This window comes from Pelagibius sp., from assembly GCF_028281305.1.
Lineage (GTDB): Bacteria > Pseudomonadota > Alphaproteobacteria > Kiloniellales > Kiloniellaceae > Pelagibius.
This window is the reverse complement of the sequence record NZ_JANQKD010000011.1, coordinates 29,947-45,326: the sequence shown is the minus strand read 5'-3', so window position 1 is coordinate 45,326 and position 15,380 is coordinate 29,947. Positions and strand designations below refer to the sequence as shown.

The 15,380-nt window shown below is 65.0% G+C and carries 14 protein-coding genes; 5 read left to right on the top strand and 9 right to left on the bottom strand.

Features of this window, described 5'->3' with window-relative positions:
• Positions 1 to 165: 165 nt before the first annotated feature.
• Positions 166 to 711 (bottom strand): cytochrome c, encoded by a 546-nt coding sequence (locus tag Q0982_RS02100; protein WP_299391288.1) that lies wholly within the window; start codon positions 709 to 711, stop codon positions 166 to 168.
• Positions 712 to 932: 221 nt separating this feature from the next.
• On the opposite strand from Q0982_RS02100, the gene Q0982_RS02095 reads away from it, so the two are divergent.
• From Q0982_RS02095 to Q0982_RS02080, 4 genes are all read left to right on the top strand, one after another.
• Complete coding sequence (locus Q0982_RS02095; RefSeq protein ID WP_299391287.1) at positions 933 to 1,517, top strand: TIGR00730 family Rossman fold protein; 585 nt, start codon at positions 933 to 935, stop codon at positions 1,515 to 1,517.
• 200 nt (positions 1,518 to 1,717) lie between these two features.
• Entirely contained in the window at positions 1,718 to 2,932 is a 1,215-nt protein-coding gene (locus tag Q0982_RS02090; protein ID WP_299391285.1) for an NADP-dependent isocitrate dehydrogenase, read from the top strand.
• Between the two features lie 75 nt (positions 2,933 to 3,007).
• Positions 3,008 to 3,523 carry a peptidylprolyl isomerase gene (locus Q0982_RS02085; RefSeq protein ID WP_299391284.1) on the top strand — a complete coding sequence of 172 codons (516 nt, stop codon included), beginning with the start codon at positions 3,008 to 3,010 and terminating at the stop codon, positions 3,521 to 3,523.
• A 52-nt stretch (positions 3,524 to 3,575) separates the two neighbouring features.
• Positions 3,576 to 4,454, top strand: a complete 879-nt coding sequence (locus Q0982_RS02080) for a mechanosensitive ion channel family protein (protein ID WP_299391282.1) — start codon at positions 3,576 to 3,578, stop codon at positions 4,452 to 4,454.
• Between the two features lie 11 nt (positions 4,455 to 4,465).
• Here the strand turns inward: Q0982_RS02080 and alaS are convergent, their stop codons facing one another.
• The gene (gene alaS, locus Q0982_RS02075; RefSeq protein ID WP_299391280.1) at positions 4,466 to 7,123 is read right to left on the bottom strand and encodes an alanine--tRNA ligase; all 2,658 of its coding nucleotides are present in this window, start codon (positions 7,121 to 7,123) and stop codon (positions 4,466 to 4,468) included.
• 295 nt (positions 7,124 to 7,418) lie between these two features.
• On the opposite strand from alaS, the gene Q0982_RS02070 reads away from it, so the two are divergent.
• On the top strand, positions 7,419 to 8,123 hold the full coding sequence (locus Q0982_RS02070) for an invasion associated locus B family protein (RefSeq protein WP_299391279.1): 705 nt from the start codon (positions 7,419 to 7,421) through the stop codon (positions 8,121 to 8,123).
• Between the two features lie 229 nt (positions 8,124 to 8,352).
• On the opposite strand, the gene recA is transcribed toward Q0982_RS02070, so the two are convergent.
• From recA to flgC, 7 genes are all read right to left on the bottom strand, one after another.
• Positions 8,353 to 9,456 (bottom strand): recombinase RecA, encoded by a 1,104-nt coding sequence (gene recA, locus Q0982_RS02065; protein WP_299391277.1) that lies wholly within the window; start codon positions 9,454 to 9,456, stop codon positions 8,353 to 8,355.
• A gap of 222 nt (positions 9,457 to 9,678) precedes the next feature.
• Positions 9,679 to 12,099 carry a PAS domain-containing sensor histidine kinase gene (locus Q0982_RS02060; protein WP_299391276.1) on the bottom strand — a complete coding sequence of 807 codons (2,421 nt, stop codon included), beginning with the start codon at positions 12,097 to 12,099 and terminating at the stop codon, positions 9,679 to 9,681.
• Between the two features lie 240 nt (positions 12,100 to 12,339).
• Complete coding sequence (gene flhB / locus Q0982_RS02055) at positions 12,340 to 13,422, bottom strand: flagellar biosynthesis protein FlhB (RefSeq protein ID WP_299391274.1); 1,083 nt, start codon at positions 13,420 to 13,422, stop codon at positions 12,340 to 12,342.
• A 12-nt stretch (positions 13,423 to 13,434) separates the two neighbouring features.
• Positions 13,435 to 14,199 (bottom strand): flagellar biosynthetic protein FliR, encoded by a 765-nt coding sequence (gene fliR, locus Q0982_RS02050; protein WP_299391272.1) that lies wholly within the window; start codon positions 14,197 to 14,199, stop codon positions 13,435 to 13,437.
• 6 nt (positions 14,200 to 14,205) lie between these two features.
• A complete protein-coding gene (gene fliQ, locus Q0982_RS02045) occupies positions 14,206 to 14,472 on the bottom strand; it encodes a flagellar biosynthesis protein FliQ (RefSeq protein ID WP_299391271.1) in 267 nt (88 codons plus the stop codon).
• Between the two features lie 55 nt (positions 14,473 to 14,527).
• Positions 14,528 to 14,836 carry a flagellar hook-basal body complex protein FliE gene (fliE, locus tag Q0982_RS02040; RefSeq protein WP_299391269.1) on the bottom strand — a complete coding sequence of 103 codons (309 nt, stop codon included), beginning with the start codon at positions 14,834 to 14,836 and terminating at the stop codon, positions 14,528 to 14,530.
• A 91-nt stretch (positions 14,837 to 14,927) separates the two neighbouring features.
• A complete protein-coding gene (flgC, locus tag Q0982_RS02035; RefSeq protein WP_299391268.1) occupies positions 14,928 to 15,335 on the bottom strand; it encodes a flagellar basal body rod protein FlgC in 408 nt (135 codons plus the stop codon).
• Between the last annotated feature and the right edge of the window lie 45 nt (positions 15,336 to 15,380).

The window sequence follows — 15,380 nt, the reverse complement described above, 5'->3', positions numbered from 1 at the left end:
TGCCCCGCACGCCAAGCGGCGCAGCAGCGCCTGCACTCTGCCTGCACTCGATACCATGCTCACCAACCGTCGCGGTTGAGACCGACGTTCGCGCGGTGACGGCGGACGCGGTCGCCCCGCGCCCACCGTCCCTTGGCCCCGCTTTCTGAAGCCCGATCTTGAAATCTAGGTCTCGGGGCCGCGATAGGTCGTATGGCAGCCGCCACACCCCTCTTTCCCAAAGGTGGCGAACTGGGCTTGGATGGTGCCCGCATCCCCGCTGTTGAGCACGGCGGCCATCTTCGCGGCCTCGTCCTCCAACACCTTGCCACGCTCGAGGAAGCCATCCCAGTCAGACCAGATTTCCGGCTTTGACCGGTTCTTGCCGACAGTGTCCATCTGCTCAAGCGTCGCCTTGACCTCGAAGATCTCGGGGATCGAAGTGGCCAGTTCGCCGATCTTGGCCGCCGCTGCTGAGGCTTCAGCCGCCGACCCCTTGGAGGCCTTCACGAACTCGGCAATGATTTTCATGTTGCCGCCAACGTCCTTCATCGTTTGTTGGCGCTGCTTCACCGCCGCCATTTCATGGGCGTCGGCAACCTGCAGGTCGCTCGCATGGGAGGTCGGCACCACGCTGTTCGACATCAGCACGGCGCCCGCGGCAACTGCGCAAGCCCCTGCTGCAAGAATCGACTTCCGTAGCATCTTGATCTGCTCCTTGATTGTTGTCACCCGGCCCCATTTTGACTACTCGGGCCTTTGTCTTGCGTCCTGCGAGCGGCGCAGGTGAGTTCACCTCTTTTCCACAAACACGGCAGACGGCCATCGCTGGCGGCCGGCCGCCGGGCTGTGCTAGAAGGCGATCACGCGGTTGTGACGCAGGGTCACACTACCGCATCAGGGGGCAAATTCAATTGTGCCATTAAGGGCCCTCGGCCGGTAACGGGTTTGTGATGACGAAACTATCCGCACTTTGCGTCTACTGCGGGTCCTCGGGCCGGGTCCGCGAAAGCCACTTGAGTGCCGCCCAGCGGCTGGGACGCCTGGCCGCGGAAAGCGGCGTCGACATCGTCTTCGGCGGCGGGCGTGTCGGCCTGATGGGGGCCGTCGCCGAAGGGGCCTTGGCGGCGGGCGGACGGGTTGTGGCGATCATTCCCCATCACCTGGAGGCGCTCGAGGTCGGCCTGCGCAATGCCAGCGAATACCTGGTGGTCGACTCCATGCACAGCCGCAAGCAATTGATGGCTGAACGGGCCGATGCCTTCTGCGCCCTGCCCGGTGGGCTCGGCACCCTGGACGAGACCTTCGAAATCATCACCTGGCGCCAGTTGAAGCTGCACGACAAGCCGATCCTGCTGGTCAACATCGACGGCTACTGGGACCCTCTGCTGCGCCTCATCGACCATCAGATCGAGGAAGGCTACCTCAGGGGACCCACCGACGGCCTGTTTCAGGTGGTGGACAGCGTCGAAGAGGTTCTGGAGGCTGCGGCAAAGGCCCCCAGTCCCGCGATCCCCGACAAGATCGAACAGATGTAGCCGCGCCTCGGCCGGGGCCGGCGCCCGCGCTGCGGCCGGGTCCGCCGACTGCGCCCGCGGGTGCCTCCGGCCCCTCGGCGAAGGCTGGGGCGGCTCCCTTGCACCCTGCGGACAGCCTGCTATGTTGCGGCGCAGCGCGCCAGCCTTCCCGGGCAGCCGGCGAGCCTTCTTCCCACCCTCAGTACCTCCGGAGACTCCAGATGGGCAAAATCAAGGTGAAAAACCCGATCGTCGAACTCGACGGCGACGAGATGACACGCATCATCTGGGAGAAGATCAAGGCCAAGTTGATCCTGCCTTACCTCGACGTCGATCTGAAGTACTACGACCTCTCCGTCCAGAAGCGCGACGAGACCAACGATCAGATCACAATCGATTCCGCCAATGCCATCAAAGAACACCGCGTCGGCGTGAAGTGCGCGACCATCACGCCGGACGAGGCGCGGGTGGAGGAGTTCGGGCTGAAGAAGATGTGGCGTTCACCCAACGGGACGATCCGCAACATTGTCGGCGGCACCATCTTCCGTCAGCCGATCATCATCAGCAATGTCCCGCGCCTGGTGCCGGGCTGGACCCAGCCGATCGTCATCGGCCGTCACGCCTTCGGCGACCAGTACCGGGCCACTGATTTCAAGGTGCCCGGCGCCGGCAAGCTGACCATGACTTTCCAGCCCGCCGACGGTGGGGAGCCGACCACCTACGACATCTTCGACTTCCCGGAGGCCGGCGTTGCAATCGGCATGTACAACCTCGACGAGTCGATCCGCGGCTTTGCCCGAGCCTGCCTGAACTACGGGCTGAACCTCGGCTGGCCGGTCTACCTCTCGACCAAGAACACCATCCTCAAGGTCTATGACGGGCGCTTCAAGGACATCTTCCAGGAGACCTTCGACAAGGAGTTCAAGGCTGCCTTCGAGGCCAAGGGTATCCATTACGAACACCGGCTGATCGACGACATGGTGGCCGCCGCCATGAAGTGGTCCGGCGGCTATGTCTGGGCCTGCAAGAACTACGACGGCGACGTGCAGTCCGACACCGTGGCCCAGGGCTTCGGCTCCCTCGGGCTCATGACCTCCGTGCTGATGACCCCCGACGGCAAGACCATCGAGGCCGAGGCCGCGCACGGGACGGTGACGCGCCACTACAGGCTGCATCAGCAGGGCAAACCGACCTCGACCAACCCCATCGCCTCGATCTTCGCCTGGACGCGCGGGCTGCACTTCCGCGGCACCTTCGACGAGACGCCGGAGGTCGTGAAGTTTGCCGGCGACCTGGAACGTGTCTGCATCGAAACCGTGGAATCCGGCTCCATGACCAAGGATCTCGCCCTGCTGATCGACCCCGATCAGAAGTGGATGACAACCGACGAATTCATGGACAAGCTGGATGAAAACCTGCAAAAGGCCATGAGCTAGCCTGCCAAAACCCTGCGCGCTGGAGCTTTTGCAATGAGATCGTTTCTTTCACTTCTCGCGATTGGAATTTTCGCCATGACCCTCGCAAGCAACGATGCCGGCGCCCAGTCGGACCCCGAGAATACCCTGGTCATGGAACTGAAGGATGGGGTGGTGCGGATCGAGATGCTGCCCGACCTGGCGCCCCAGCACGTCGAACAGATCAAGACCCTGGTTCGGCGCGAGTTCTATGACGGCATCGTCTTTCACCGGGTGATCGACGGGTTCATGGCGCAGACCGGCGATCCGACCGGAACCGGGCGCGGCGGCTCCGACCTGCCCGACATTCCCGCCGAGTTTTCGGCCGAACCCTTTGAGCGCGGCGTAGTCGGGATGGCGCGCTCGCAGAGCCCCAACAGCGCCAACAGCCAGTTCTTCATCACCTTCGCCCCGGCCCGTTTTCTCGACAAGCAGTACACCGTCTGGGGCCGCGTGGTCGAAGGCATGGAGTTCATCGACATGATCAAGAAGGCACCGCGCGGCGACCAGAGCGGCACGGTGCGCGATCCCGACAAGATCATCACCCTGCGCGTCGCCGCCGACGTCGATTGACGCCGCCGGCCCCCCGCCCCTTGCGGCCGCGGGGCCTTAGCGGATCCCTGCCATGGAGTTGGACGCCGCACAGATCGCGACCCTGAGCCGGCTGGGCGACCAGCTGCTCGTCTATGCCTGGGACTTGCTGGCCGGGATCGTCCTGCTGGCAATCGGTTGGGTTCTTGCCGGCTGGGTCCGCAAGACGATCCTGCGGGTTCTCGACCGCACGCCGCGTATGGACCGTACCCTGCGCCCGGTGATCGCCAACACCGTGCGCTATGCGATCCTGATCATCGTCCTCGTCGCCGTGCTCGCCCAGTTCGGCGTGCAGACCACCAGCATCATCGCCATGCTGGGGGCCGCCGGAATCGCCATCGGTCTGGCCTTGCAGGGCACTCTGCAGAACATCGCCGCCGGCATGATGCTGCTGTTCCTGCGCCCCTTCCAGGTTGGCGACTACATCGATGCCGAGGGTCAGGCCGGCACGGTGGAAGAGATCGGCCTCTTCGTGACCCAACTCACAACCTTCGACGGTGTTTACCGCTCCGTGCCGAACGCCCGTCTGTGGAACGCGTCCATCATGAACTACAGCCGGCTGCCGACCCGGCGGCTGGATCTGCTGGTGGGCATCAGCTACAGCGACGATCTCGCCAGGGGCCAGGATGTCCTCATGGGACTGTTGACCGGAGACGCCAGGGTGCTGGGCGATCCGCCACCGCAGGTTCTGGTGCACAGTCTGGCCGACAGCGCAGTGACCCTGAACCTGCGCTGCTGGTGCGGCAAGGACGACTACTGGCCGCTGCTGTTCGACCTGACGAAGGCTTCGAAGCTGACGCTGGAAGCGGCGGGCTTCACCATCCCCTTCCCCCAGCGGGAGGTGCATGTCGTCTCCGAAGACGGGGCAAAGGACGATGCCGTTTACCCGCCAAGGCCGGGCGCGCCGGATTAACCGGACGTGATCTAGCCGGCGGCGAGGGCCGCTTCGATCGCCGTGACGGCCTCGGCCGCGGCGGCACCGTCGGGGCCGCCGGCCTGGGCCATGTCCGGCCGGCCGCCACCGCCCTTGCCGCCCAAGGCCGCCGAGCCGACCTTGACCAGGTCCACCGCGCTCGCCTTGGCGGTGGCATCGTCAGTCACACCGACCACCAGCGAGGCCTTGCCGTCGTTGACGGCAACCAGAACCACCACGCCGGAGCCGATCTGCTTCTTCAGGTCGTCGGCCATGGGTTTCAGGTCCTTCGGCGGAATGCCCTCCAGCACTCTTGCGGCAAACTTCAAGCCGGCAATCTCGCGGGTGTCGCTGTTGGCAGCGCCGCCGCCGCCCGTGGCGAGCTTGCGCCGCAGATCGCCAACCTCGCGGTCGAGACGCTTGCGTTCTTCCAGCAGCGCCTCGATACGCCCGTTGAGATCTTCCGGCGCCACCTTCATCAGGGCGGCCGCCTCGGCCAGGGCGGACGCTTGCCCGGCCGCATGGGACGCCGCTGCTGCGCCGGCCAGGGCCTCGATCCGCCGCACACCCGAAGCCAGGGCCGTCTCCCCGGTAACCTTGAAGTAGCCGATATCGCCGGTGCGCGCGACATGGGTGCCGCCGCAGAGCTCGGTGGAGAACTGCTGCCCGCCTTTGACCGGGTCTTCCCCGCCCATGGAGAGAACCCGCACCTCGTCGCCGTACTTCTCGCCGAAGAGCGCGAGAGCCCCGGCCTCGATGGCCTCATCGGGGGTCATGAAGCGGGTTTCGACGGCGGCGTTTTCGCGAATGCGGGCGTTGACCTCGGCCTCGACGACCTGCACGTCCTCTGCCGTCATCGGCTTGGGATGGCTGATGTCGAAGCGCAACCGGTCCTCGGCGACAAGGGATCCCTTCTGGGTGACATGGTTACCCAGACGCCGCCGCAACGCTTCGTGCAGAAGGTGGGTGGCGGAGTGATGAATCCGCAGGCCCCTGCGCCGCTCTCCGTCGACCCGCAGTTCGACAGCATCGCCGACCTTCAGGCTGCCATGGGCCATGACACCGATATGCACGTGGAGGTCGCCCAGCTTCTTCTGGGTGTCGCTGACATGCAGCTCGCCGCCGGACGCGCTGAAGATCGCGCCGCGGTCCCCTTCCTGTCCGCCGGACTCGCCATAGAAAGGCGTCTGGTTGACCAGAAGCTGAACGTTCTGGCCGGCAGAAACCTCCGCGACGTCCTGGCCGTCGACCACCAGGGCAACCACCTGACCTTCCGCGGACTCCGTGCCGTAGCCGAGAAACTCGGTTGCGCCCAAGCGCTCGCGCAGTTCGAACCAGAGGGTCTCGGTCGCCGCCTCGCCGGAGCCGGCCCAGGCCTTTCGGGCCGCGGCCCGCTGCCGCTCCATGGCGGAATCGAAGCCGGCGGTGTCGACGCTGCGTCCCTGGCCCCGCAGGATGTCCTGAGTAAGGTCGAGCGGAAAGCCGTAGGTATCGTAGAGCTTGAAGGCGACCTCGCCGTCGAGAGCGCCGTTGGCGCTCAGCTTGTCGGTTTCCTCTTCCAGGAGCTTCAGGCCCCGGCCCAGCGTGTCCTTGAAGCGAGTTTCCTCCAGCTTCAGGGTCTCGGTGATCAGGGCGTCGGCGCGCGCCAGCTCGGGGAAGGCAACACCCATCATCGATACCAGCGACGGCACAAGCCGCCACATCAGCGGGTCCTTGCAGCCGAGCAGATGGGCATGGCGCATCCCCCGGCGCATGATCCTGCGCAGAACGTAGCCACGCCCCTCGTTGGACGGCAGCACACCGTCGGCGACCAGAAAAGCGCTGGCCCGCAGGTGGTCGGCGATCACACGGTGGGAGACCGCGTGCTCACCGTCCGCGGCCTGTCCCGAGTACTCCGCCGAAGCCTCGATGATGGCACGCAGCAGATCGGTGTCGTAGTTGTCGTGCTTGCCCTGCAGCACCGCGGAGATACGCTCCAGCCCCATGCCGGTGTCGATCGACGGCTTGGGAAGGTCGTTGCGGGTCTGCGCATCGACCTGCTCGTACTGCATGAAGACCAGGTTCCAGATCTCGACGAAGCGGTCACCGTCCTCATCGGGACTGCCCGGCGGGCCGCCGGGAAGGTGTTCGCCGTGGTCGAAGAAGATCTCCGAACAGGGCCCGCAGGGCCCGGTGTCGCCCATCGCCCAGAAGTTGTCTGACGTGGCGATGCGCAGGATGCGTTCTTCCGGCAGACCGGCGATCTTCTTCCAGAGCTCCGCTGCCTGATCGTCTTCGGCATAGACCGTCACCAGGAGACGGTCGCGCGGCAGGCCGAATTCCTTGGTGACCAGGTTCCAGGCCAGCTCGATGGCCAGGTCCTTGAAGTAATCGCCGAAGGAAAAGTTCCCCAGCATCTCGAAGAAGGTGTGAAGGCGGGCGGTGTAGCCGACGTTTTCCAGGTCGTTGTGCTTGCCCCCGGCCCGGAGACATTTCTGTGAGGTGACCGCGCGGCTGTAGGGCCGCGTCTCGTTGCCGGTGAAGACGTTCTTGAACTGCACCATGCCCGCCGCCGTGAACAGCAGCGTTGGATCGTTGCGGGGGACCAACGGCGAGGAGTCGACGATCTCGTGGCCGTTACGCCCGAAATAGTCCAAAAACGCCGTCCGGATTTCGTTGCCAGTGCTCATGGTCTATATTTATTCGCCAGAGGCTTGCGCCTCAAGTTAGAACTTCTCCAGGTTTCATCGGGAGAGCCGGCAGCCTGGGCCACAGGGCAGGGCGTTGTAGCGCGGCCCTCAGGACCTGTCCACCGAAAGCCCGCCCGCCGGAAACCCGCCAAAGACCTCAAGAACCCTCACGATGCCGCGACGCCTCAGGCTTAGCGCTGGCATTTTCGCCGGCGTCCGATTATGTGAAGGGGAGATCGCCCGGCGGCTGCGGTAGCCGGGCAGAGTACCATTCGTCTGGAGAACGCCCGCCCTCATGGCTTTGCAATCCGTCCTCGGCGGTTTCCGCCGGCCCCAGCCAGCCGCTGCAACCGCCGTCTCGTCTTCCGCTGCCCCGTCCTCCCCTGTCCAGCAGGCTTCCTGCAGCGTCCCGACCGGGCTGATCCGCCCCTTCGCGGCGTTCCTGACCGTGCTCGTGGCCGCCAGCCTGCTGTCCCCGGCAGCAGAGGCTCAACAGCAACAGCAGCCGGCACCGGGGCTGGTTCCGGGCCCGCCGCCCCAGCAGAGGTTAGAGCCGACCGGCGAAAGCTTCGGGCGCTGGCAGTTGATCTGCACGGTCCCGAACGACCCGGCGGCCGCTGGCAGTCAGCCCGCCTCGGACCAGTCCTGCTTCATCTCGCAGCGCTTTCTGGAGCCCAACACGCAGCAGCCGATCCTGATCGTGACTGTCGGGCCGTTTCGCTCCAACCCACAGCATTCCATGCTTGTGGCCATGCCGCTGGGCATTCCCCTTGCCAACGGCATTCGGGTGAGCGTCGACGGCCGTGAGATTTCGAGCCAGGCCTTCGAGGTCTGCCGGCGCGATGGCTGCCGGGCCTACATGCCCTTGAACGACAGCCTTGTGAATGCCTTCAGGGCCGGCAACGAGGCCATGGTATCGGTGCAGTCCAGTACCGGCGGGGCGATCAACGTGCCCTTCTCGCTGCAAGGTTTCACGGCCGGCTACGCCAAGGTTCGATAAGGACCGGCCCAAAGCGATCGGCCCCAAAGCGATGGGCCCGGCCGGCACTGGAGAGCCGGCGAACTTCGCAGGGCGCGCATCGTAGGGCGCGCATCGCAGGACCGCGAAGGCATCGCAGAGCAGAAGAAAACGGGCCCCGAGAGGGGCCCGCTTTTTGTCGACACGGCCTCGCTTGCGCGGGGCCTTCTTACTTGCTTGGCCCCTGTCGCAAAGCAGCCGGAGACGGCGATCAGGACGAAGCGGCCTCTTCGCTCACGGCACCTTTGTCGGTGGCCCCTTCGCCCTCGGGCCCGCCTTCGAGCATGGCCGCGGAGACGAGGCCCGCGTTCTCCCGCACCCGGTGCTCGATCTGGGCGGCAATCTCGGGATTCTCCTTCAGGAAGGTCTTGGCGTTCTCGCGCCCCTGGCCGATGCGCTGACCGTCGTAGGAAAACCAGGCGCCGGCCTTGTCGACGATGCTCGCCTGCACCCCGAGATCCAGCAACTCGCCGGTCTTGGAGATGCCCTCGCCGTAGGTGATGTCGAACTCCACCACGCGGAAAGGCGGGGCCATCTTGTTCTTCACAACCTTGACCCGGGTCTGGTTGCCGACCACCACATCCTTGTCCTTGATGGCACCGATGCGGCGGATATCGAGGCGCACGGAGGAATAGAACTTCAGCGCATGGCCGCCGGTGGTGGTTTCCGGATTGCCGAACATCACACCGATCTTCATGCGGATCTGGTTGATGAAAATCACCAGGGTCTGGGACTTGGAGATCGAACTGGTGAGCTTGCGCAGGGCCTGGCTCATCAGCCGGGCCTGCAGGCCCGGCAGGGAATCGCCCATGTCGCCTTCCAGTTCGGCGCGCGGCACCAGGGCCGCAACCGAATCCACGACCAGAACGTCGATCGCCCCGGAGCGCACCAGGGTGTCGGCGATCTCCAGCGCCTGCTCGCCCGCGTCGGGCTGGGAAATCAGCAGCTCTTCGACATTGACGCCCAGCTTGTTGGCATAGATCGGGTCAAGAGCATGCTCGGCATCGACAAAGGCGCAGGTGCCGCCGGCCTTCTGGGCCTCGGCCACCACATGCAGCGCCAGGGTCGTCTTACCGGAGCTCTCGGGCCCATAGATCTCGACGATACGGCCGCGCGGCAGCCCGCCGATCCCCAGCCCGATGTCCAGGCCCAGAGATCCGGTCGAGACCACCTCGGTTTCCACCACCTCGTTCTCGCCAAGGCGCATGATCGAGCCCTTGCCGAAGGCCCGCTCGATCTGGCTGAGCGCGGAATCCAAGGCTTTTTTCTTATCCACTGAGTCTGTCTCCACCACCCGCAAAGCGTTCTGAACCATGAAGTCGTTTCCTTATCTCATAGGGTCCGAGCGACTGCAACGCGGGTTTGATGTACCATATTTGTTCTCATCTTCCAAACGAGAAATGGACCAAAATGAGAACAAACGGGAAAATTTAGGGCGAATTTGCCTAAAATACAGGAGAGCCGGACTCTGCGCCGGCTGCGCCACGCGGAGGCCGGCTGCGCGCCAGCCCCCTTCCCGATCAGCCGGGGCCCGGCCCTATTCGCCGAGCACTTCCTTCACCTTGCCGGCCAGCTGCTTGAGGCTGAACGGCTTGGGCAGAAAGTGAATGCCGGCATCCTCGTCGAGGCGCTTGCGGAAGTTGTCCTCGGCGTAGCCTGAGATGAAGATGACCTTCAGGTCGGGACGCTGGGCGCGCACCTCCTTCACCAGGCTGGGCCCGTCCAGGCGCGGCATGACGACATCGGTCACCAGCAGGTCGATGGGCTCGCCCTCACCCGTCAGCATCTCCAGGGCGGTCTCGCCGGAGTTCGCCTCCAGCACGTTGTAGCCCTTGTTGCGCAGGGCCCGGGCGCTGAAGGCGCGCACCGCATCCTCGTCCTCCACCAGCATCAGGGTGCCGGCGCCGGTCAGGTCGCGGCGGTCCTGCGCCTCTGCGTCGGCCATGCTTTCGGCGACCTCCTCCTCGGCGGCCTGAGGCAGATAGATGGAGAACACAGTGCCGTCGTCGAGCTTGCTCTCAACGAAAACGTAACCGCCGGTCTGCTTGACGATGCCGTAGACCGTCGAGAGGCCGAGCCCGGTACCGGCACCCACCTCCTTGGTGGAGAAGAAGGGGTCGAAGATGCGGTCCAGGTTCTCCGGCGGAATGCCGCAGCCGCTGTCCTCGACTTCGATCAAAGCATAGCTTCCCGGCGGCATGGACTCGTCCTTGATCTTGCGTTCCTCTTCGACCTGCACGTTTTCGGTGCGGATCGTCAGCACGCCGCCCCCCTGCATGGCATCGCGGGCGTTGACCGCCAGATTGATGATCACCTGCTCGAGCTGGCCCTGGTCGGCCTTGATCACGCCGAGGTCGCGGCCGTGGTTCATCTTCAGTTCGATGTTCTCACCGATGAGCCGGCGCAGCAGGTGCGAGAGCTCGGCAAGAATGTCGGTGATGTTGAGCAGGCGCGGCTGCAGGGTCTGCTGCCGCGAGAAGGCCAGCAACTGGCGCACCAGGTTGGCGGCGCGGTTGGCGTTCTGCTTGATCTGCATGATGTCGGCAAAGGACTGGTCGCCCGGACGGTGGCGCAGCAGCAGCAGGTCGGAAAAGCCGATCATCGCGGTCAGCAGGTTGTTGAAGTCATGCGCGATCCCGCCGGCCAGCTGCCCGACCGCCTGCATCTTCTGGGACTGGGCGAACTGCCGCTCCAGATTCTTCTGCTCCGTGCTGTCGATAAAGTGCACGACAAAGCCGTCAAGCGCGCCGTCGCTGGCTTCCGTGCGGTTCACATAGAGCGCGCAGACCGGCCCCTCCTCACCCTTCAAGTGGGCCTCGATGGGCGCCGCCAGGTGCTTGTCTCTCCGCTCGGCCGAAGCGCTCAGCGCCGCGCGCAGGCCGGCCACGTCGCTTTCCGCCAACAGCTCGAACAGGGACACCCCGCGCTGGCCGAGCGCTGCCTTGCCGATGAGGCGGCCAAAAGCGTCGTTGCATTCCTGGATCACGCCCTGCGGATCGATCACCGCAATCCCGGCCGGGGCCTTGGCGAAGAGCTGCTCGAACCGGCGCTCGGACTGTTCCAGCGCCGCGGCCATCGCCTCCTCACGGGACAGATCGCGCACGACCGAGCGCGTGCGCAGAACCTTTCCATCCTGATCGCGCACGACATCCTGACGCACGGCGGCGCGGAAGCCTTCGCCTCCAGCCCCTTTCAGGATCACCTCGCCCTGAGTGCGGCCGTCATCGCCAAAGGGGTCGAAGGGCGCCGCGCCGTCCAAGGCTCCCTCCTGCAAGGCTCCCTCCTGAACGACGTCGTGCAGCCGGATGCGGCCCTGCTCCAAATCGTTCTGGGCGAGACCCAGCCATTCACAGAGTGTGTGGTTGGCAAAGAGGAAGCGGCCCTCGGCGTCACAGGAGTAGAAGCCCACCGGGGCATTCTCCAGCAGGTCGACGAAACGCTCCTGCTCCTGGCGCATGATCTGTTCCATCTGACGCTGCGGCGTGATGTCGTCCACCATCCAATAGGTGCAGCCCGGGTGCTCCGGCAACGGAAAGGCGGCGACGAAGCGCCAGTCGTAAGCGGCATTCGCACCCCGGCCCGCCTCTGCTTCTGGAGCCGGTCCTGCACCGTTGCGCGGCCCGCTGCCGCCCGCCGGCACGCGGATTTCGCAATGCCCTGCCAGCCCGCTGCGGGCCTGCTCCTCCAGCCGGGTCAGCTGTTGGCGCGCCTCCGGATCATCCTTCACCTCTTCGGCAAGCAGCACGGGAATCGGCCTCGGATCGCCGCCGAAGAACTCTTCCAGGGCCGGATTGGCGAGCAGACTCCTGCCCTCGGGCGAAACGACCTGCCAGGGCTTCGGCACGGCGGCAAAGACCGCACGGCAAAGGCTGCGGCGCTGTTGCCAGTACCAGGCACCCGCCGCACCGCCCAGCGCCCCCAGGACGCCGCCCAGGGCAAACAACAGCAGTTCCAGCACTAGCGAACTCCTCCCCGGCCCCTACTCCGGCGGCACGGCCGGCCGCACGCCGCCTGTGCTGGGCTCTTCGGACAGTCCTCAGCCATATGCGCGATCCTAGCCGCCAATGGTTAACCAAGATTAACCACAGCGCCCGAGTCCTCGGCAAGGATCATGGAGTCCGGGGCCACAGAGGGGGCCTGGCAGGGCTTGGGGGGCTTGAGGGGGCGCTGACCGGGGCTTCCGGCGCAGGCAGGGCGCTTAGCGGCGTTGATGCGCCAGGCCGCGGCGCAGCTTCATGACGTAGCCGATAATCTCCGCCACGGCCTTGTAGTGCTCGGGCGGGATCTCCTGATCGACCTCCACGGAGGCATGCAGGGCACGGGCGACCGGCGGGTTTTCGACGATGGGAATGTCGTTCTCCTCCGCCACCTCGCGGATCTTCAGCGCGATGTTGTCAGCCCCCTTGGCCAGCACCTTGGGCGCCTCCATGGTCGCCTGGTCGTACTTCAGCGCAACGGCAAAGTGGGTCGGGTTGGTGACCACCACGTCGGCCTCCGGCACGGCGGCCATCATGCGCTTGCGGGCCCGCTCGGCGCGGATCTGCCGCAGACGGCCCTTGATCATCGGATCGCCTTCTGTCTGCTTGTGCTCGTCCTTCACCTGCTGCTTGGTCATGCGCAGTTCTTTGTGGTGCTGGTAGCGCTGGTAGAGCACGTCGATCAGCGCGACGATGGTCATCACCGAGAGCACGCCGATCACCACCTTCACGGCCTCGAAGCGCACTATTATCAGCAGGTCCTGCACCTCCATGGTCGGCATGTCGAGCACCAGGTTGCGGTCGGGCCAGACCATAATCGCAACCACGGTGCTGACGATCGCCAGCTTCAGGAGCCCCTTGGCAAAGTCTGTCAGCGCCCGGCTGGAGAACATCTTCTTGAAACCGCGCTTGAAGCCGATGTTGGAGAGCTTGGGCTTGATCTGCTCGGCGGTGACGATGACGCCATTCTGGATGGTGCCGGCCAGAAGACCGGCCAGCAGGATGATCGCCAGCGGAATGGCGGAAACCTTCATGATGTCGATGGCGGTGCCGCTGAGCACCTCCTGCAGCATGCCGGTGTCGAGCGAGAGGCGGTGCGGTTGTTCCAGGTAGGGGCGCATGAGGCCGCCGATGTCCGCAATCATGGGTTCGGAGAAGAGGCCCACGACGATGGCCAGCGCCAGGATCATGAACCAGTGCGAAACCTCTTGCGAGCGGGCAACCTGGCCCTTCTCGCGCGCGTCACTCAGGCGTTTGCTTGTCGGTTCCTCTGTTTTTTGTGAGTCGTCGTCTTCACCCGCCATGGTCCGGGACTCCTAAGGCCGTCCGACGAACGGCAGGGTCGTCTCCTGGAAGCCGGTCATGAACCAGCCCATGATCGCGGGCAGAGCGATCATGAGGATAGCCATGCCGACCAGGATCTGCAGCGGAATGGCGATGAAGAAGACCTGCATCTGCGGCATCAGCCGGGCCAGCAGGCCGAGGCCGAGATTGAAGATCAGGCCGACGGCGACGAAGGGTGATGCGATCTGAAAGCCCAGCAGAAAGGCTTTCGCCACGACCCGGGAGATCATCTCGGAGATGTCGCCGACGAAGAGCGGCGCGCCGGGCTGAAAAAGCTGATAGCTGTCGATCACGCCGCGCAGCAGGAGGTGATGCAGGTCGAGCAGCAGAATGATCAGCAGCGCCAGGGTCGAGAGGAAGGATCCGGCGATGGAGCCCTGCTGGGCCGCCGTGGGATCGTTGGTCAGCGCGTTGGCCAGGCCCGTCACCGTCGCGATGATCATGCCACCGATGGAAAGCGCCGCCATCAGAAGGCGCGAGAGCGAGCCCAGGAAGAGACCGATAAAGGCCTCGCCGAAGACCAACAGGAAAAGCGCCGCCGCGCTGGCCGGGAGCGCTGGCAGGCCCGGGGCGATCGCCGGGTGGATCACCACCGAGATGACCAGCGCCAGCAGCAGGCGGATGCGGGTCGAGATGTAGCTTTCGCCGTAGCCCGGCAGCAGCATCAGCGCGGTGCCGATCCGCGTGAAGATCAGCAGCAGTGCGAAAATCTGGTTGGGAAGCAACTCGACGAGCATGGCGACCTAGCCGAGGGCGATCATGCGGTCGAACAGCGTCTGCGAAAAGGTGGTCAGGCTGGTCAGCATGAAAGGCAGAAGCAGCATGACGCCGACGAAGATGACGATGATCTTCGGCACGAAGGTCAGCGTCATCTCCTGGATCGACGTCAGCGCCTGAAACAGGGCGATGATCAGGCCGACGGCGAGCGCCATCAGCATGACCGGCGCGCCGACCTTCAGCATGACGTAGATCGTCTCGCGGCCGATCTCGATGGCTTCGGTGCCGTTCACGCGCTCTGCCTCCTCGGAGGGGTCGGACAAGCGGTCCGCATGTAACCCCGCCGCGCTAGATCGGCATCCTGAGGATTTCCTGATAGGCCTGGACGACCTTGTCACGCAGGGTCACCGCCGTCTCCAGCGTCATTTCCGCTTTTGAGACGGCCATCACCACTTCGTTCAGGTCTGCTGTGCCGGCTGCGGCCTGGAGGGTCTGGTTCTCGCCCTCCAGCACGGTCTCGGCGGCACGCTCGGCGGCGCGGCGCAGCATGGAAGAGAAGTCCGCGCCGCCCGTGTCACGCGCTTCCAGGCCGGATGCGCCGCCCTGGCGCAGCATCTTGTCGTAGGCCTGGATGGCACCACTCGGATTGGTAATCATGGCTCACTCCTTAAGGGCGCTTGTTCCGCCCCCCGGTGGCCGTCCTGGCTGTCGACGCCGCCCTCCTGGCGGCGCGATGAATGAATGACGCTTAGCGTAGGATGTCGATGGTCTTCTGCAGCATGGCGCGCGAGGTTTCGATGGCTTTCAGGTTGGCCTCGTAGCTGCGCTGCGCCTCGCGCATGTCGGCCATCTCCATCAGGGTGTTCACGTTGGGCGTCAGCACGTAGCCGTCTTCGTCGGCGGCCGGATGACCGGGCTCGAAGCGGCGGCCGAAGGAGCCGCGGTCATTGACGATGGAGTCGACCCGCACCGTCTCGACGCCAAGCGCCCGGTCGAGCACGTTATCGAAGGTGACCAGCTTACGGCGGTAGGGTTCGCCGCCCGGTGTCTGCGCCGTCGAGTTGGAATTGGCAATGTTCTCGGCGATAACCCGCAGGCGCGAACCCTGGGCGCGCATGCCCGCTGCCGAGATGTTCAGAGACTTATCAAGATCCACGTCGCTCAGGCCTCCTGCTCTGGCTCAACGGCCGCCGCTACCGGG